15 protein-coding genes are annotated in these 20,554 nt (G+C 37.9%); 6 read left to right on the top strand and 9 right to left on the bottom strand.

Going from position 1 to position 20,554, the window contains the following annotated elements; all coding sequences use genetic code 11:
• The 6 genes from BUA60_RS22530 to BUA60_RS22500 form a co-directional block, all read right to left on the bottom strand.
• Entirely contained in the window at positions 1-1,374 is a 1,374-nt protein-coding gene (locus BUA60_RS22530) for a lipopolysaccharide biosynthesis protein (protein WP_072865803.1), read from the bottom strand.
• 214 nt (positions 1,375-1,588) lie between these two features.
• On the bottom strand, positions 1,589-3,889 hold the full coding sequence (locus tag BUA60_RS22525; RefSeq protein WP_072865800.1) for a GumC family protein: 2,301 nt from the start codon (positions 3,887-3,889) through the stop codon (positions 1,589-1,591).
• Positions 3,890-4,119: 230 nt separating this feature from the next.
• Positions 4,120-5,466: an undecaprenyl-phosphate glucose phosphotransferase gene (locus tag BUA60_RS22520; protein WP_072865798.1), complete on the bottom strand. Its 1,347-nt coding sequence runs from the start codon at positions 5,464-5,466 to the stop codon at positions 4,120-4,122.
• Between the two features lie 262 nt (positions 5,467-5,728).
• Positions 5,729-6,811 (bottom strand): GDP-L-fucose synthase family protein, encoded by a 1,083-nt coding sequence (locus tag BUA60_RS22515; protein ID WP_072865796.1) that lies wholly within the window; start codon positions 6,809-6,811, stop codon positions 5,729-5,731.
• Positions 6,812-6,906: 95 nt separating this feature from the next.
• Positions 6,907-8,019 (bottom strand): GDP-mannose 4,6-dehydratase, encoded by a 1,113-nt coding sequence (gene gmd / locus BUA60_RS22510; RefSeq protein ID WP_072865794.1) that lies wholly within the window; start codon positions 8,017-8,019, stop codon positions 6,907-6,909.
• Between the two features lie 658 nt (positions 8,020-8,677).
• Positions 8,678-9,151 (bottom strand): UpxY family transcription antiterminator, encoded by a 474-nt coding sequence (locus BUA60_RS22500; protein WP_072865829.1) that lies wholly within the window; start codon positions 9,149-9,151, stop codon positions 8,678-8,680.
• Between the two features lie 344 nt (positions 9,152-9,495).
• Here BUA60_RS22500 and BUA60_RS22495 point away from each other — a divergent pair, with 344 nt between their 5' ends.
• The 6 genes from BUA60_RS22495 to BUA60_RS22470 all read left to right on the top strand — a co-directional run bounded on the left by BUA60_RS22495 (position 9,496) and on the right by BUA60_RS22470 (position 14,378).
• A complete protein-coding gene (locus tag BUA60_RS22495) occupies positions 9,496-9,816 on the top strand; it encodes a hypothetical protein (RefSeq protein WP_072865790.1) in 321 nt (106 codons plus the stop codon).
• 368 nt (positions 9,817-10,184) lie between these two features.
• Positions 10,185-11,036 (top strand): 3-keto-disaccharide hydrolase, encoded by an 852-nt coding sequence (locus BUA60_RS22490; protein ID WP_072865788.1) that lies wholly within the window; start codon positions 10,185-10,187, stop codon positions 11,034-11,036.
• Positions 11,037-11,496: 460 nt separating this feature from the next.
• Positions 11,497-11,949: a hypothetical protein gene (locus BUA60_RS22485; RefSeq protein WP_072865786.1), complete on the top strand. Its 453-nt coding sequence runs from the start codon at positions 11,497-11,499 to the stop codon at positions 11,947-11,949.
• A 179-nt stretch (positions 11,950-12,128) separates the two neighbouring features.
• Positions 12,129-12,764, top strand: coding sequence for a SanA/YdcF family protein (locus tag BUA60_RS22480; protein WP_072865784.1), 636 nt, complete (start codon positions 12,129-12,131; stop codon positions 12,762-12,764).
• Positions 12,765-12,787: 23 nt separating this feature from the next.
• Positions 12,788-14,047, top strand: a complete 1,260-nt coding sequence (locus tag BUA60_RS22475; RefSeq protein WP_245802609.1) for an NRAMP family divalent metal transporter — start codon at positions 12,788-12,790, stop codon at positions 14,045-14,047.
• 139 nt (positions 14,048-14,186) lie between these two features.
• Positions 14,187-14,378 (top strand): hypothetical protein, encoded by a 192-nt coding sequence (locus BUA60_RS22470; RefSeq protein ID WP_072865781.1) that lies wholly within the window; start codon positions 14,187-14,189, stop codon positions 14,376-14,378.
• 68 nt (positions 14,379-14,446) lie between these two features.
• Here the strand turns inward: BUA60_RS22470 and BUA60_RS22465 are convergent, their stop codons facing one another.
• The 3 genes from BUA60_RS22465 to BUA60_RS22455 all read right to left on the bottom strand — a co-directional run.
• Positions 14,447-16,378: an OmpA family protein gene (locus BUA60_RS22465; protein ID WP_072865780.1), complete on the bottom strand. Its 1,932-nt coding sequence runs from the start codon at positions 16,376-16,378 to the stop codon at positions 14,447-14,449.
• A 13-nt stretch (positions 16,379-16,391) separates the two neighbouring features.
• Positions 16,392-17,384, bottom strand: a complete 993-nt coding sequence (locus tag BUA60_RS22460) for a PorP/SprF family type IX secretion system membrane protein (RefSeq protein WP_072865778.1) — start codon at positions 17,382-17,384, stop codon at positions 16,392-16,394.
• Positions 17,385-17,392: 8 nt separating this feature from the next.
• On the bottom strand, positions 17,393-20,554 hold a 3,162-nt coding region (locus BUA60_RS22455; protein ID WP_143153265.1), incomplete at its 5' end, for a Calx-beta domain-containing protein.

The raw sequence follows: 20,554 nt of genomic DNA, 5'->3' as shown, positions 1-20,554 counted from the left end.
TTAATTTTTCAAAGCTTGAAGTTTATAACTCAGTTGGGAAAAAAATGTATGAAAATCGGCAACGCCATATAAGAACAATTCCTTTACGGACATTCGCATTAAATGACACGCATTCGGGACCACTAATAAAACCAAAATTATGTCCAAAGACACATTGCCGATGGCTGCACCCAACAAACCAAATTGATTGGACAAGACATACGAAAGAAATACGGAAAGCAAGGCAGCTACTACTCCATAGATAGCCATTTTATAGGGTTTGTTAACAACCCCAAACACCATTTCCGCCGTCCACCACAAAGCATTGAAGACCATACCCCCAATAAATATATACCACATGGCCGTTGGCACCTCCAATTCATTTTGGGTCCAAATGGAATAGAACCAAAGGCCAAATAAAACCAATAAAATAAAACCAAACAACGATAGGGACAGAACACCCAACAATGAAATCCTGAACACCTTTTGGGCCGTTTTCCAATTGTGTTGGCCAATCTCATATTGCAGTTCAGGAAACACTGCCGTCTTAACCATAAACAGTAACTGGTTTAACGACCTGCTCAATGTTCTTACAGTGTTAAAAACCGCTACCGCTTCAGGCCCTAAAACAATCCGCACCACAAAGGTAGTCCCCTGAAAATAGATAGCTTGCCATACCGGTGACATGAGATAGCTTAGTCCTTTTGTAGCAATGGACTTCAGTATAACCTTATCCTTTTTTCCCTTATATTCCTTGAACAAACCCACTACCTGTCTTCCTTTTGTCCAATAAAAGGCATTGAACACAAGTGTTACCACAAGTTGTGAGAGCGCGAATTCCACCACCCCATAACCCAATAATAACACACATAGGCCTGCCACTAAATTTAGTGATGCCTTTAAGGTCAGAATATTAATGTTCAGGGCAGCTTTTTGAGCAGATCTAAAATATGACTCCACTAATTGATCATAAAAACTCAATAAGCGAACAAATATGAGGATAGATACAGCTATTTTAGCGTCTTGACTATCTATCAACGACTTTTCAAAAACCTCAAAATAATCCAGTACAAAAATCCCCATAACACTAATAAGCATAGCGCACAATATCATGATAGTAATAATATAAGTGCCCGATTTACTAATATTAGCAGCTTTTCGCCTATCGTCGGCAGCATAACTCAAAACAAAACTATTGGCCGCAGCTGTTCCGAAGCCCAAATCAGAAAAAGCAATTACGCTAGGTATTATAGTGAGGGTCAACCACTCTCCATAATAGGCAGCCCCCCATGAAGTGATAAAGAACGGAACCAAAAACAATTGATCTAGTACTCGTACTCCTTTCTGAAAAACAGATGCCAATCCATTATGTAACAATCTCTTCTTTAATGTCATTTAGTTATTATTCTTCATAGCACGTTATACCTAAACATGTCCAGAATGTCCGCAGCGATTTTATGGAAAACCTTGTTAACACCATGAACTCCTTTTTTTGGAAAAGATATTTTGTTAAAGCAGGGAAAGCACTAACTGCTATCCAAAAAGCCTTGTCTAAAATTAAATATATATGCATACCGCAGGATTGAATTCCTATCGACCCCATATTGGCCTATTTAACATGGACGTAGCCATATGGTTCCAATTCCTTGGTGTCGTTTAATAAAATCATGGTATTTTTCAATTTCCCATTCCTTTGAACAGCGTCAATGGTTTTTAAGTACTCCTTTTTGGATACATCTTTACGAACCACATAGATTGTACCATCAATGTATGAATTTAAGGCAAAAGCATCTGATATAAGGCCAATAGGTGCAGTATCAATAATGATTCGGTCAAACTGTAATTTCAAGGTTTCCATTAATAATTCAATTCGCTTACTCAACATTAATCTTCCTACCTGATTTACTTTTGCACCGGCTCCTATTAGGTGTAAATTCTCAATGCCAGGGTGTTTCTGAAGTATATGGCCAATATCCATCCCATTCTTAATAATAAAATCCGTTAAACCCGGACCATCGGGTAGGTCAAAATTTTTCATTAATTGAGATGCCCTTAAGTCGAAGGACAATACCACTACTTTTTCTCCATTAGTTGCCAGTGTCACGGCAAGATTGGAGGCAACAAAGGTCTTGCCTTCACCCTTTACGGTAGACGTTACTAATAAAGTTTGGTTCTTTTCCGCTTTTTTTAGGTAATCCAGATTAAATCTTAGCAGCCTAAATAGTTCAACGGTCGACGATTGCCGACCATCATGTGAAAGAATAGCACTATTTTCATTGCTCCTGGAAATTTCTCCAAGAAACGGAACTGATATCAACTTTGATAAGTCCTCAGTTGAACTAATTTTATTATTTAAAGCTTCTTTTACATAAATTATTGAAAATGGAATAAATAGACCTAGCAGTAGGCCGGAAAAGTAAAATAATTTTTTATTCGGACTAATAGGGTACATGCCAGCCTTCGGTAAGCTCACCATTCTTGTAGATGATACTGGAGCGGCAAGTGAAAGAATTTCCTCTTCCCGCTTTTGCAATAAATATAGATATAAACCCTCTTTAGTGCTATGATCACGGCTAATATCCAATAATTTTCGTTCCATTCCCGGTACCTTGGCGATTTGTGCGTCATATCTACTAGCATTAGCTAGTAGGTTTCCTCTGGCTATAATCAGTCCATTTTTGGTGCTTTTTATATTTTGCAATATGGAGGCACGTATATTGGTCATGTTAGATTCTAGATTAACAATAAGTGGATTGGAAGTAACAGCTGATTGCGACAAACTTTGTTTTTGCAAAAAAGCCTCATTATACCTGTTTATTAAACTTGTTAAGGTCGGATCACTAATTGAAAATGAACCTCCTATAGTGGATTCCAAATCTCCCAAGGTCAAAGTTTGTTCAATAGACTCCAATACATTTATCTGAGTTTGATAATCATTAACCCTTTTTTTATAGTCATTTGCCTGTTCTATGAATTTATCAGCGTTTCTTGCAACATCTGTTATTTCGTTTTTAGTTTTGAAATTAACCACTGTTTCTTCCACTTCTTCAATTTCGCCAGATAAAACCTTTAAGCGGCCATCAATCATCCTTATAATGTTTTCCGCCAATTCATTCTCATATTTTATTGTTTTAGCTATGTATGTCTCAATTAATCTCGAAAGTAAATCTTCTCCTTTCTTTTTATTGCCAGAAATAAAACTTAAACTCAACAAAGTTCCGGTTTCATTCGCAGGCACTACATTAAGATTACCTAGAAACTTATTTACAAATTCTTCATTACTCTTTATAACGAAAAACATTGGTTCAGTGGTGTCAATATTTAATGATTCAATTTTTGGCACTATAGTAAAAGTGCCGTACGGAAGGTTTACCAAATCACCAAAAGAGTGCCTGGAGCTTAGCTCTTCATCGTTGTAAGTAGTACTCAACATATAAGTTTCTGAATCCAAAAGCCTTAAATTGATGGGCAGTCCATATGGCAAATTATCTGAAGTTTCATCAATTAAAATTTTAACCGGAACATCCTCACCATATATCTCCACATCCCTAATATTACCCTTAATATAATAAGTTATGTTAAAGGAATTTTTGGAGATGACCTCCTCCATTATCCCTGAGGAAGTTAATATGCCTATTTCATCCTCTAGGCTTTGTGAAGTTTTTATTAAACCAAGATTACTAAAATTATCCATATCACCTATACCTTGCCCAGTACCAGTATTCTTTATTAATATTGTACTGCGAATTTCATATTGGGTCTGCGCCCAATACCTGAGATTAAGAAAAACAGCGACAGTACAAATAATTACGCCTAAGGCAAATAGTTTCCAATAATTAAGGTATTTCCTGAAAACTTGACCTAGATTATTCTCATGCTGATCTAATAAATCCTCTCTGTATTCTTTCATATATTTTATAAACGAAAATTTTTTATTTAGGATACCTCCCCAGCTCTGTATACTTGAATTGATTAAATTTTATTTGATAAGCCAGAACCAAAACATGATACTTAGGCATTTAACCCTTTGTGGCAGTTATTGTATAGGCACATTCCTAACTTTTCTTCTATGCCAATATTACGGGTGCCACCAGAAAAACAGCTATCAAAATGACTATTATAACTAATTACAACTTTTGATCAATATGCTCTTTCCTGACCGATTATGGCATTGACCACGGTATAATATATAATCTTAAAGTCTAATTGTAGCGACCATTTCTCCATATAGAAAATATCAAATCGTACCCTATTCACAATGTCAGATTTTTCTATAATTTCACCACGATATCCTTTAATCTGTGCCAAACCGGTAATGCCAGGCTTTAGAAAATGTCGAACCAGATATTTATCTACAGAGGTCTCATATTGTTGAGTATGTATCTCCATATGGGGCCTAGGTCCTACAACGCTCATATCTCCCTTAAGCACATTAAAGAACTGGGGCAGTTCATCGATACTAGTTTTACGTAATATTTTCCCCAGTCGAGTAATCCGCATATCGTTCTTGGTGGCCATTAGCGTGTCGCTTTCCTTGCTCTGGGTCATTGATCTAAATTTATAACACCAAAAGGTACTACGATTAACTCCATGTCTTTTCTGCTTAAAGAACAAGGGGCCTTTGGAGTCGAATTTTAAAAGAATATAAATTAAAGGAGTTAGCCAGGACAGTACAAAAACGATGACCAAACTTGAGAACAATACATCAAAAACCCGCTTCACAACATTGGCATAATCCATTTCCAAAGGAGATGCCCTTAGATTAAGAACTGGCACGCTATCATAAAGTTCTATGGACATGGCCCGGGATATCAGCTCCTTATTATCTGGAATAATTTTGATTTTCTTGAAACTATTGTCCGCTATTGTGATCAGCTGTTGCATTTCCAGTTTAGAGAGTTTGGAGGCCATACAATACACCTCATCTATATCATTTTCGAAGATGTATGTAAAGGATTTATTGATATCCCCCAAATAAGTAGGACTATAAGATTTGAAATTATCAAAGTATCCTATATAACGGTAACCCAATCCCGAATCATCGAATACTTTTCTAATTTTTTTTAGATTTTTATCCCTTCCTATCACTACTACCCTAGCTGAATTGCCCCCTTGGGCCCTATATAACCTTCTCGCAGCAAAGAAAAACACTCTCCACAGGGTAAGCATTAAAAAAATCAACAGATAGACCTGTAGTAAATATCCCATAGAATATGGGATATAGTCCCTAAAGGCAAAAGAGGTAAGGTAAAAAAAGCCGTAGATCAAGAAAAGTCGCAAAAAATTGCTAAAATTGGTCATAAACCCTTCCCTTCTTGCCGTGGGATAAAAGTCTATGGCATAGGTCACCAAAAACCAGGAAAAGTTATAATACAATACACTGAATCCATTTCTATAACTATCTGGTGTAAATAAATACAGTATCAGATTTATAGTTGTTAAATGGAATATGACGGAAATCGGAATAATAAAATAAGATTTTTTCATTTTCAAACAACTTAAAAGGTTATTAATCGGTAAACACTTAAATGTTTCCATTACAAATTGCCAATACCTACAAAATCAAGGTTAGAAGCTAGATGGGCATTTGTTCCCCCTGTTATACCAAAGGGCTTTTTATTTCTAATGAAAACATATGTTCCCAGGCCAAAGCACTGAGTATATTTTTTTAGAAACCACAACTAATCGGGACAGTCAATTGGGAGTGTGATAGGGTTAAATAACGGAAAAAGTATTTTTGCAAGTAACCCTATTGAGTATACCAGTCATATACTCTAGATACCCCAGATTTTAAATCTACTTGATGATTCCAGCCTAGGCCATGTAATTTGGAGGAATCGGTTAGCTTTTTCAAAGTACCATCCGGTTTATTGGTATTAAAATAGAGTGTCCCCTTAAATCCTATCGTATCCTTTATTATTTGGGCCAAATCCTTAATAGAAATATCTTCGCCTGTACCTATATTTACATGAGTGTTCCGGATTTCTGTAGCTCCTTTTTCATAACAATCGCTAAAGTCTCTGTTTTCCATAAGAAATACGCAGGCATCCGCCATGTCCTCACTCCAAAGAAACTCACGCATAGGTTTGCCCGTGCCCCAAATTTCCAAATGCACCCCATCTGACTTTTTTTGAATACCGTACTTATCCAAGATACTGGCCATAACGTCTTTTTCTTCGGATCCATTAACACCTTCGATGGGCAAATGGTCAAAATCCTTTCTAATAGCCTCCCAATCGTTATTTTCCAGCGCTTTTCCTAGGTGTATCTTACGTATCAAGGCCGGAAGGACGTGGGATTTTTCCAAATCAAAGTTGTCGTTGGGACCGTATAGGTTGGTAGGCATTACCGAAATGAAATTGGTGCCATATTGCAGGTTGTAACTTTCGCACATTTTAATCCCGGCAATTTTGGCTATGGCGTAGGGCTCATTGGTAAACTCCAAGGTATCCGACAATAGATATTCCTCCCTCATGGGCTGTGGACAGTTTTTGGGATATATGCATGTACTTCCCAAAAACATCATTTTTATTACCCCATGTACATAACTCTGATGAATCACATTGTTTTGGATCATAAGGTTTTCATAGATAAAATCGGCGCGGTAGGTATTATTTGCAACAATCCCCCCTACTTTGGCTGCCGCCAAAAAGACATAAGCAGGCTTTTCCAAAGCAAAGAAACGCTCCACGGCATGGGTATTGGTCAAATCCAATTCATTATGGGTACGTGTAACAAAATTGGTATAACCCCTGGCCTGCAAATTCTTCAAAATAGCACTACCCACAAGCCCCCTGTGGCCAGCAATATATATTTTTGCGTCTTTCTCCATTTTTTGCTTTTAACTAATTTAGAATACCATTTTATAAATAGCACTATAGATCGTATGCTATTTTATGTAAATATCCGAACTGCACAAGAGGCTATTTATTCGTAATAATTGAAAGTCTCATATCCCCCATATTTTAAGTGTTGATCCTTTTGCATCAGTTTTATATCGCTTTCCATCATATCCTTCACTAGGGCAGGTAAGTCGTATTCCGGAATCCAACCCAGTTTCGTATTGGCTTTTGTAGCATCGCCTATCAATAAATCTACTTCTGTAGGTCTAAAATATTTAGGATCTACAGCTAGCACTTCTGTACCCACTTCCAATTGAAATTCAGGATTGCTACACGCTTTTACATAACCTTTCTCTTCCACTCCATCACCTTTAAACTCTAGTTCAATACCTACCTCGGCAAAAGCCATTCGTACAAAATCACGTACAGGTGTCGTTTTACCGGTTGCAATTACCCAATCCTCAGCTTCTTCAGCCTGTAGGATCATCCACATCATCCGGATATAATCCTTTGCATGACCCCAATCCCTTTTGGCATCCAAATTCCCCAAGTATAATTTATCTTGCAGACCCAAGGCAATCCTCGAAGCTGCGCGCGTAATCTTTCTGGTTACAAAAGTTTCTCCTCGTATAGGAGACTCATGATTAAACAAAATCCCATTGCAGGCATACATTCCATAGGCCTCCCTATAATTGACAGTAATCCAATAGGCATACATTTTTGCAACTGCATATGGGCTACGGGGATAAAAAGGGGTGGTCTCCGATTGGGGTACCTCTTGAACCTTCCCGTACAATTCTGAAGTTGATGCTTGGTAAATACGCGTCTTCTTCTCCAATCCCAATAAACGAACCGCATCCAATATGCGAAGCGTTCCCAATCCATCCGCATTACCTGTATATTCCGGTATCTCAAAAGATACTTGAACATGGCTCATAGCAGCCAAGTTGTAGATTTCATCGGGTTGAATCTCTTGGATCAAACGAATAAGATTAGTACTATCGGTCATATCACCATAGTGTAAAATAAAATTCCTATTCTCTACATGTGGATCCTGATACAAATGATCAATTCTATCTGTATTGAATAAGGAAGCCCTTCTCTTAAGGCCATGTACTTGATATCCTTTTTTTAATAAAAATTCACTCAAGTAAGCGCCATCCTGTCCGGTTATTCCGGTAATAAATGCTACTTTCATATTCTACATTGTATTATTGGTTATTTAACTAACTATCTACAGTGAGCTTTGCTTAGAAACTATTTAGAGCCCAACCAAAGAATTCAAGAAATAAATTGGAGATCTACACCTTTAGAATTTCTGTAGTTAATTTTAAAATGGAATGCAGCGCTCCGCGCCGTCAGCCACATTTCTTTGGCCTCGGAAATTTTATTTTTTTTTTAAAAACCGGGCTAAAGAGTATAGCCCAAAACCGCTCTTTAAATTTGGTTCCCCATGATATTAGGAACAGCTTGAAGTATGAAATTAATCAGGGATATTTTAAGGCACAAGCTTTATTTAGAAAGTCTTGTGAGATTTGCGAAGTATATAATTTTGAGTTGAGCATAATGAATAAACCTTATTTTGCCCCCCTCCACTTTGAGATATGGAAAATTACACTTTTATCATAAAAAAGTAGGAAAAAGATGTATTACCTATTTCATCGGTATAATACTAGGATGTTTTTAAATAAATCTGCCAATTATCTGTGTTCTTAACAACCTTTATCTATTTAAATTCGAGAAAATATTAAACCAGATTATGCCGCAAATATCAATAAGGTGATATTTCATCGTATTATTCATTCTGAATATGGCATCTGGTAGACAGGCCCTTAAACAAGTAAAAGACTTACTTTCTATACCACATCTTTGATCTTTGCATTGACTACAATTCCCAGACCTAAGATTACCAGACGTATTCGTTTCTTTCCCACCTCTCGAATTACTGCTCTTTGGTCTTTTAGAATCCCATTTTTTATTTGAAGTTCATCTCCAGGAATCAATTTGGACAATGTAATCTCTTCTACAGTATCATCTTCCAACCATTTCTTGATGGTATTTATCTCCTCATCCCTTACTATGGCTGGTTTTCCCAGCCAAAATAAATAACGAACCACCCCAGGTACCCCAAAAACCACTTGCCGCTCCCTGTCTTGAAGTCGAACAAAAACATAAGATTTAAACAATGGATTCTCAACTGTTTTTTTTCTATCACTCCATTGCCTAATTTCTTTAACAATGGGGCAATACACTTCTATCTGCATTTCCTGTAACATTTCTGCCACTTTCTTTTCTTTTCTCGACTGTACATATAATACATACCATTTCATAGACATAGCTCTTATAAGCATTGGAATATATACACAACGCCAATATTATTAAAATATTTCTAGTCAAAGTACCTTAAATACTGTGAAATTAGTTTATAAGGAAGAGGGGTTACCCAATTCCATTATAACTAAACTCCACGACGAACGCTTCCTTTGTATCCTACAATTTACGGCACTATTCTCCAATATCGTTAGTGGAAGGGAATTAGTATCCAAATAAAACTACGAATAGTGTACTTCTTTCAAAATATCATTTTTATAAGTTTTGTTCTAAAATACATGCAGTGCCTTATACTTTTTTATATTTCATTTCGTTACTTTTATATCACCCAAATCAATAACCTATGTTTTCTACCTTATTTGCATCCAAACGTAATACTGCTTCCAGCAAAAGCTCAAATATCAATAGCAAAAAAATGTTTTGCAATTTATTGGATTTATTGCTGGCCGAACTTGACATTAATCTTTCGAATAGGAGCATGAGCAACCAACTCACGCTTAAGGAAAATATGAAGGTAGTTGGCAACAAAAAATCGGATACATTTTCAGATGATTTACAGTCCATTGCATTGAATCAAATAGCTTACTCTAAATTAATGGCAGAGAAACTCCAAAAAACCAGTTTTAAAAAAAAGCAGGGCAAGTCTATTTTATTGCATAGTTAAGGAGGCGGAGATAATCCACTTGTACACCCTGTTGAACACACAGAACAGATATAGGTAATACAAATTCAAGATTTCAGCCCAACTTTACCTGCAGGGCTTATTTTAAACAATGCCCTTTTATTGGAACTTAATTTATGATTCTGACAAAATAGATTGCCCCTGACCTTTTGGTCGGGGCTTTTTTGTTTTGGGCGGTTAGCCAAAATTGTACGAACGGAAACGAACAGAGCTTTTAGGCCGCTTAGGCAAATAACCGAATACCAATTACATATTAAGATAATAGATAAAATAGACAGATGCCCAGTAATTTCAGACTTCACTATTAAATTAATATGCTATTTTAGACCCTTTAAACAATAATTCATCTTATGAAAACTAAATATAACAAAGCACTTTTTGCCATTTTCTGTATTATTGGCCTAGGCCTATTCTCCACTGCATGTTCTGCACAAAAAAATCTTAAGTGGAAACAGTTGTTCAATGGCAAGGATTTAACCGAATGGCAAATAAAAATAAGGCACCATAAATTAAACGAAAACTTCGGCAATACTTTTCAGGTCAACGACGGAAATATTCAAGTAAGATATGACCAATACACCAATTTTGACGAGCAATTTGGACATCTATTTTACAAGGAACCATTTTCATCCTATTTAATTGGGGTTGAATATAGATTTGTTGGCGATCAAGTTAAGGGAGGGCCGGGTTGGGCCTATAGAAACAGTGGTATAATGGTTCATGGCCAAGATCCTGCAACCATGACCGTAGACCAGGATTTTCCAAATTCCATTGAAGTGCAATTATTGGGTGGAAATGGCAAGGACGAACGTTCTACCGCCAATTTATGCACCCCGGGAACCCAATTTGAACAAGACGGTAAGATTTTAAAACAGCACTGCATTAATTCCAATTCCAAGACCTACCATGGCGACCAATGGACACGGGTAGAAGTCCTTGTACTAAAAGACTCCTTAATAGTCCATTACGTAAACGGAGAAGAAGTTATGCGTTATACCAAACCCCAATTGGATCCCAAAAAGGGATCTGAAGAAGGGGAACTCCTAAAGTATGGAAGCATTTCCTTACAAAGTGAAAGTCACCCTGTAGACTTCAGAAAAGTGGAAATTATTGATTTGGAAAAGTATGCGGAAAAACCTAAAAAATTGGAAAAGGTAATTGCGAAACTTATGGCCCAAAAACGTGTGGCATTGCAAGACTAACTATTATTTCAACTTAGATACATTCTTGCCACCCTATATTCAACGTTAACCATAACTAACGGCCATATTATATAAATATGGTTCCTTCGGTAATAACGGTGCCCATATTCATTATCTTTGATAAAAACAATTACTATGGCAAAGAGTCAAGATGCAAAGAAGAACGTAAAAAAGGAACCCGTTTTATCCGCCAAGGAAAAAAAAGCGGCAAAAAGGGATAAGAAGGCCAAGAAATCATAAAGCGAACAGAATTTATTACTCGATGTGCTTATTTTCTGACTTCTTTGAAATTCACAACAGATGATTGTTGAAACATAGCAGACATAAGGCATTATATAAGCCCCTTTAAGTCCTAAACGAGTATTTCTATACAATTCATCGATTATTTATACCGATAGAAGTATTTATAGAATATTGATCTAATTATTTTAGAACCTTTGATTAATAAATCCTCCGTAAAATGAAAAAATATATTTACTTATTCTTAATCTCAATTTCCTTAATTATTTCTGGTTGCAGCAAAGACGATTCGTCTTCTAAATCATCAACAAGTGTTAAATTATATACACTAAGCTCGGTTTCCAATTCGAATATTTCCGGTAAAGTTACCTTTAAAAAGAATGAAGATGGCTCAACTACTGTTTTATTGGAGATAAATGGTTCTTCGACTGACATACATCCGGCTTTTATTTATTTTAACGACGCGGCAACTGGTGGAGAAATTGCGATAACCCTTGAACCAATTGATTGTGATTGCGAATCCAGTAGCACAATTATAACTACCTTGGATGACGGTACTCCAATTACCTACGAACAACTTTTAAAATTTGATGGACACATTAAGATACATCAAAATGAAGATCACATGGAAATTGTTATTACTGAAGGCAATATTGGCTCAAATGCCAATTAATCCAAATAAAATCTGAAAAAAGTATAAAACCCCGACCATCAACGTCGGGGTTTATTCGTATTTTACAATAGCTTCCCTTTTACCCATAGGATTATTTCAAGGCCATATGAATAACATAAACCATGAACATGTCTCAAAAAGATTGAATTGCTTACCTTGATCATTTATTCTAGTGTGCAATGAAAAAGAAAATTGGCATTTTATTACTACTTGGAGTTGTAGGGTTATATTTGATTTTGGCCAGCTGCGATAATATCATAGAGAATGCCACCGAAGACAGAACCTATTGGAACTTAAAGGAGGTCCCTAAAAACAAAGTCGGTCTTGTCCTAGGCACTTCCAACAGACTGGTAGGAGGAGGATCCAACCCTTATTACACCAATAGAATCAAAGCCACCCTGGAATTATATAAAGCCGGAAAAATAGACTATGTCCTGGTCAGTGGAGATAATAGCACTCAATATTACAATGAACCAACTGTTTTCAAAAAAGACCTTGTACAAGGAGGAATACCGAGTGAAAAAATCTATTTGGATTATGCCGGTTTTCGTACTTTGGATTCCATGGTTAGGGCCAAATACATTTTCGGATTGGACAGCGTTACTATTATTTCCCAAAAATTCCATAATGAAAGGGCAATTTATTTAGCAGAACAAAAAGGATTGTTTGCTATTGGTTATAATGCAGATGGCATCTCATTAAATCAAGGTCTCAAAGTGCAGATAAGGGAGTATTTTGCACGTGTCAAAGTATTTATTGATTTAGCGCTCAATACCCAACCAAAATTCTTTGGGGACAAAATTGAAATCAAGTAAACTTAGCTATATTTACTCCTGCTATGTCAATGCGGATTTCCATACAAAAACTGATTAAAAACCTTGGTCCTGGCCTACTATTTGCCAGTACTGCAATAGGTACTTCCCATTTAGTGCTTTCCACCAAGGCGGGAGCCCAATATGGATGGATTATGGTTTTCCCCATATTATTGGCCAATATCTTTAAGTATCCGTTTTTTGAGTTTGGGGTTAGATATACCGTTACTACCAATAAAACACTTATAGAAGGCTATCTTAATCGTGGCAGGGCTTATTTAATCTTCTATGCCATTATTACCTTATTCAGTACTTTTACTATTCTGGCCGCGCTCTATGTGGTTACCTCCGGATTGCTGATTAATCTTTTTCAACTCAACAATACATCGGTTAGTGTTGTGGCAGGAGGGCTTTTTGTTTTAATCTGTGTCTTGCTAATAGTAGGACGTTATAGATTTCTGGAAATCTCACTGAAGTATGTGATATCCATTTTATTTTTGGCCCTTTTGGTGACTACAATTTTGGTAATTGCCAACGGAAAAGTTCCTGAAGTAGAAAACTTTGAAGCACCCGCAATCTTCAATGAAGTGGGAATCCTTTTTTTAATAGGACTAATGGGTTGGATGCCAACAGCTGTGGAGGCATCTAGTTGGATAAGTCTCTGGAGCATTGAAAAATTTAAGAATTCAAAACAAAAACCCACTCTAAAAGAAGCCCTCGAAGAATTTAAATTCGGTTATTTTACAACAGCTATTTTGGCCATATTTTTTATGATCATTGGCTGGTTCACCCTATATGGTACCAACACGGAATTAAGCAATAGCGCGGTAGTTTTTGCAGACCAATTGGTTCAATTGTTCACCACCAATATTGGGTCATGGGCTTACATTTTAATTGCGATAGCTGCATTTGCTACCATGTTCAGCACCTGCATTACCGCACATGATGCACTTAGCCGGGTAAGTGTTGATATATTAAGCCTGCTCTTTCCAAAAAGGGAGGTTATAAAAAACAAGGGATTTGCCATAGGAGTTTTGCTGCTTGCTGTGATTAATTTTATCGTAATAAGTGCCTTTTCTGCCAATATGGGCATCCTAGTTGCCATAGCTACCTTTGTATCATTTGTTATGGCACCCATCATAGGGTATATGAATTTAAAAAACGTAATGAGTCACGAAATTCCAGAAACGGATAGACCCAACAGAAACCTTCAAATATTGACCTATTCGGGCATTATTTTTCTCACACTCTTTTCCATTTATTATTGTTGGATGTTATTCATATAAGCTATAATAGTTTCCGATTGCCATTAAACGAAGGAACCTTGTTCATTTTTAGGTGTTTAGTAAAGACTTAACATCCAAAATTTGCTATTGGCATTTCAATCCTTAATCTTTGCAACCTATGAAGAAGAAGCGCAGAATAATGAAATTGATACGGATAAAGAGAAATACAAGGAATGAAAAGCGTTATAATTCCAAAATGGGGATTTTATACACCCGGGTGACCTATATAAAAGAAGTGGTTTTCGGTATACCCGTTAGGACTCTCCATAAATATAGGGAAACCTATTACGGTGAAATCAAGGACTGCAGTGCTTGTAACTTATCAAGGTAAACTGCCTTAGCCTTCTACTATTGGTCATAAAGCCCAGGGTCAAGAATTTTGATAATTATAAAACGTCCTTAATACAAGATATTATAATTAAGGACAACTATAAGTGATCGCTCATTCTTGTTGTGCAGCATATCCAAGCAAAAAACACCATCCTTGCAGCCATTCAAGAGTTTATCCTCTCCATAACCTATGGAATAGAGGATACTCCCAGCCTGCACACCTTGCTCTAAGAGATACTTTTTAATAGCATCCGCCCTTTTTTGGGACAAGGCAAAATTTGAACTGGATCCACCTCTACTATCGGTATGCGATTCCACCCTAAGCTGCAATTGGGGAAATCTAGTCATAACATCCACTACCTTATCCAATTCTTGGGCAATTTCTGGGGTAATATTGCTCTGTCTCTTATCAAAATAGAATTTCTTTAACTTTATAACTGTTTGGCCCTCTTGCTCCTCTATCAAATCGTCTAAAAACTTGATTCCCATATTGAAAGCTTTTTCTTGGATTGCTTCCAGTTCGTTATCCTGATAAGTTACTGAAAATATGGAATGTTTCTCCTTGGTAGCTTCAATGGTAATATTATTCTGAAAAGGAATTTCAACATTGTATTCACCGTTCTCGTCAGCAAATATTTCTTTGATCAACTTTCCATCTTTGTCGATTAGCCTAACCTGGGCCTTGGAGACCCCATCATTAGAAGTAAGGTTAACTACTTTCCCCTTTAAAGCCAAGGTTTTTAATCCAGGTTTTTCTTTAACGTTGAAGCCATAGATATCGTCACCGCCTTTACCTCCATCCCTATTGGATGAAAAATAACCCAACAGTCCGTTGGTGTCATTATTCTTGATAATAAACCCAAAGTCATCCTTTGAAGAATTTATACCTGGTCCAAGATTGATGGGTATACTAAAGGAATTATCTGAATGGATGGTAGATTTATAGATATCCATTCCCCCAAGGCCATAAAATATATCCGAAGAAAAATACAAACTGTTCTCAAAAATAAAAGGGGCAATTTCATTCCCCGGAGTATTGATTCTGGGTCCCAAATTTGTTGGGGACGACATTATTACGCCATCATTGGTATAAACGAAATAGATATCCGTACCGCCATAACCGTCACCAAAATCGGCTGCAAAAAATAATCTGCCAGTAGATGCCTCGTAAAATGGATAATAAAAGGAGGTATCCGGATCCCTCAAAATAAACTTAAAGGAACCTTGTGCGGTGGTCATACCTATCGACAAAGCATTTTTACCAGTGTCACTAAACTGTAAATTCTCGCCATCTGAATTGGACAGAACATAGAAAATATTGTTCAACTCCTCCGAATAGTAAGGGGTTGCCCTGTGAAATTTAGAATCTGAAATACCTTTAAAAGGTTTTGGATCCTTAACATTTCCCTGAAGGTCCATCTTGGATTCGTAAATATTAATATAAGCTTCACCAGATGGTCCATAAATGTTCTTGGAGCCATCAGGTCTATCACTGGAAAACAGCAATTTATCCTTATAAAAAGTAGGTGAAAAGTCGGCCTTTGCACTATTCCCACTTATATTGAATATCTCAAAATCCAAATCATCATTGCTATTGGTAGCTATTAGCTCATAATTAAAACTCGAATTCTCTAACAATTCTTTTGGCAATTTGTCCTCTTTTGTTGCCAAAAAAGCTTTAACTTTCTCCAGCTCCGAGGTTTTGGACAGGGATTGCAGCATTTTATTAAAGTGATATTTGGACATAGTAGTATCTTTCTGAAAGATATCCACGTATATGTCCGAAGCCTTTTTGTAGTTCCCTATTTTCATATAGGAATCCGCCAGGTTTAAATACTGGGTATTGGAGAGTTTCGTTTCCCTCAATTCTTTTTGATATTCAATAATAGCTTGATTGTAGGAATATTCAAAAAACAATATATCCCCTTTGGATTTCTTTTGTTGCGCAAAACCCAAGGACGACAAAATGATAAAAAATATAGCTACGAAATTAAACTTCATATTCATAATTGTTTTAGAAAAACCGAGGACTGTCTATTTGTTTAGGCATACCTTTTTGATCTTTTTTCCTGTCCTTATTACCTTTTCCACTGGCTTTACCCAGATAGAACTTTAATATAACTTCATGTGAGCCCTGACTATACTCTCCCAACCCATTAGTATTGTAATCATAGGAATACCCAAAGAATAGACTATTGGATACTTGCAATCCTGCCAAACCGCTCAATGCGTTATCCAATCTATAGGATGCCCCTAAAGTTACGACATCGCTAATTAAAAAATTTGCCGATAAATTCAGGTTTAAGGGCGAACCATTTAAATAGTTCATTAAGAAAGCCGGTTTAAACTTAAGGCCCTCCGAAAAATCAAAAACATATCCCCCTATAAAATTAAACTGCACCTTATCCTCCACAATATTGGCTACTTCATCGGCATATATTCCGGAAGTCAAAAAATTGGGCACAGACAGTCCCAAATACCAATTTTCCTGATACATAAACATCCCGGCTCCCACTGTGGGATAAAATTTGTTAAAAGTATCCGCATTATTCAGCAATGGCTCATTTGGATTTTCAAAATCACCTTTAGTATAATCCACATCCAACAAAGAGCCTCCCGCATCTACCCCAAAGGAGAGCTTAGTTTCTTCTGTTAGCTTCACTTGAAAGGAATAGGCAAAATCTATATAAGTCTGGGAAGTGGGCCCCAACTGATCGCTAACCACATTAAATCCCAAACCATTTTTTTCATTGGCCAAGGGAAGATTGACTCCAAATCGCAATGTTTTTGGTGCACCTGGTATTCCGGACCATTGCACACGGTACAGACCGGTAATATCCGGAGTCTCGACAGTACCCACGTAAGCCGGGTTAAAGCTACCAATATTGTACATATATTGGGTATACTGAGGTTCCTTCTGCCCGAAAAGTACGGTTACAGAAAATAACAGTAAGCTACAAAACAAATAAAGATCTCTATACCCTATTCCGTATATTCTAAAATTCATAGTCTATTTTATCTTATGATTTGGATCCAACCTTTTCGAACTTCCGTTCCATCACCTAGATCCAAGATATAAAAGTAGGTTCCTTTTGGCAAATCTCCATTTTTTCCAGTTCCCTCCCAAGTGTTGTCATAACCGCTGGCCGTGAATACCTCATTGCCATAGCGATCATACACTTGCAGGGTATTATTTGGATAATCGGCAATACAATTAATATATACCGTATCGTTAATTCCATCACCATTTGGGGATATCTGATTAAAGAGGAATCCACATTCATCAGTGGAACGAGGCGTAACTGTTACCGTAGCCGATGCCCTATCATTGGTGGCATTACTATCTTCAGGGAAAGAGTCCACTATAGCTGCGATATTCTGGTAGGTACCCACCTCAGGAACCTCGGCGGTAATGGTCAAGGTAACCACCTCTTCGGCCAAAATCTCGTCCAATTGCCATACTCCAGCCACCGCATCATATAACCCTTTAGAAGCAGAACTACTTACATACTGGAACCCGGTTGCAGGGCTTACAAGGTCGTTAACTGCTATATTGGTCACCATAATCTGACTTAGGTTGGTCAGTGTTACAGTAAATATGACTTCCCTACCCACCAAAACACTTTCCTTATCCACTGTTTTCTCTAGGGCGAGGTCAATTTGGCAGGCTGCAGAAATATTGGGAATACAAGGATTATTGTTCGCTGGATCCAACTGATCCACTATACCGTCATTGTCCGAATCCAAGATATTGGAATCCAAAGCATCTATTATTCCGTCACCATCGGTGTCAATAGGATTATTTACATCGGACCCTACTTCTACCCCATCTTCAATACCATCGGCATCTGTATCCCGATTATTGGGATCCAGACCCAAAGCAGTTTCATCCCTGTCTATTAAACCGTCGCCATCGTTATCATTGGTACAGGTAGTTACGGTAATGGTAACATCCACACTTTCATCAACACATGGGGAAACAGCGGTATTAGTAGTAAACCTAAAGATATAATCTCCATCTACTGCCCCTTCAAAATCCACAATATTGTCCGCACCAATAGTGACGCTACTTGGAGGAGTCCCCACAATGGACCAAACTCCAGTATCTCCTCCCGATCTGGTAGTATCCAAATCAATAGTCGTAGCTCCACCTCCGGTTATACTGCAAGCAGAAGTATCTGTTGTTGTACCAGTATCTACCAGATCATTGACTGTTACTGTAACCGCTTCACGCTCTGAGAAACAACCATTGGCAAAAGCCTCTACATAATAGGTAGTAGTTGCATTAACGCTGACAGAAAAACTACTGCCCTCTTCCAATGAATCCACACTTGATTCCGAAGCGTACCAGAACAAACTACCCCCAGCGCTAACTGTGGCACTAATTGTAGCAATACCTGTTCCGCAAATCGTTGCTGGGGTGGTACTTAAAATTTCCGGGGGCTCATTCCGGACAAGGGTAACTTCCAAAGGTGGACTTACACAGCCCGTACCCTCATTATACAAAAATCCATAAAACGTAGCCTCAAAATCTATTACACTGGTATTTAACCTAGCGCCGGTAACAGAAAAATCACTATTACTACTCCATATCAATTCAAAGCCAGTAGGTATGGCGGTATCCGTATAAGCATCCAAATCCTGGGTAAAAGCCTGGCAAAAAATAGTAGGAGTACTATTTATTAAGGGTGCTTCAATACAATTATCGTTATCGGCAATGGTACCCATACCCTGGACTTTATCAATTTGGATCAAACCGTTGGGATTGGACAAGTTTACAAAAAAGCTTTCCGTTCCTTCCGCTACGGTATCCTCCAAAATATCGATTACAATTGTTTGTGTTTCATTGTTCAAGCCCAAGAAATTAAGAGTACCTGTTTCAGCAACGTAATCTGTTCCTGCAGTAGCCGTATTATTGGCAGTGGAATAGTCTACTGAGGCTCCTGACGGAACATTGGCATTTAAGGTAACCGTAAAGGTTGCGGTTGCATCATTTTCATTAACCAATACATCATCTATGGAGATTCCAGCGACATCTTCACTAGCTATATTTACAGTGGCGTTGTTTGGTGCACCAACAATATATCCAGTACCACTTGCCAGGCTTACGATTACTGTCTCCAATCCGGCTTCTACCTCTGAATCATTTATAGGGTTCATAGTTATAGTAGCACTCTCTTGTCCATTCCCTATGGAGACAGAACCAGCAAGGGCCATAAAATCGGAACCGGAGACAGCAGTACCACCTACAGTATAATTGATTACCATAGGACTGCCCGTAAGGTTTGTAGTGTTTAAGCCTACGGTAAAAGTACCCGCCTCCAATGGACTTTCCGCGGCATCAGCGTCTGTTGCCGTTATTGTTGCAATATAGCTGTCATTATCCAAAATAGTCCCTATTCCTTGTGTCTTACCAAGTTGTGCGAAACCAGTTGCATTGGTCAGGTTTACAAAAAAGGTTTCAGTGCCTTCAACAAGGATATCCTCAGAAATATCTATTGTAATTGTTCTTGTTTCTCCATTTAATCCCAAAAATGCCACAGTACCTGATTCAGCATCATAATCACTTCCTGCCAATGCTGTATTATTGGCTGTGGAATACGATACTATAGTTCCAAGAAAAACAGCCCCGTTCAAGGTTACAGTAAAGGTTGCCGTGCCATCGCCTTCATTGACCGAAACGTCGTCAATGGAAACACCCGCAGTATCGTTATCAGTAATGGTCACCGTGGCTGTATTGTTAGGGGAGCCGGCAACAGCATAGCCCGTGCCAGCCGCCAAGGTCAGTATAACCGTCTCGGAACCTTCGGCAATTGCATCATCCACTGGGGTAACAGTTATCAATCCAGTCTGTTGGTTGTTCCCTATGGAGACACTACCGCCTAATGTGGCATAATCGGTCGTATTGGTCGCATTGGAACCACCGGTAGCTATAGTATAGTTCACTACTATGGCGCTTCCGGTCGTATTGGTCGTGCCAAGGTCCACCGTGAACTGTCCAGTGGTCGTTCCGGCCTCCGTGGCCGTGGGGTCATTGGCCGTTATGGTAACAACAGGAATATCATTGTCCAAGATCGTATAAGTATGCACGGTGTTCGCGCCCAAGGTCGCATTGGTAGGATTCGACAGCGTGACCACTACCGTCTCGTTGGGCTCGTCGAGCAGATCGTCAACGAT

The sequence above is a fragment of the Arenibacter palladensis genome (assembly GCF_900129275.1).
Lineage (GTDB): Bacteria > Bacteroidota > Bacteroidia > Flavobacteriales > Flavobacteriaceae > Arenibacter > Arenibacter palladensis.
This window is presented reverse-complemented; position numbering and strand designations above follow the sequence as displayed.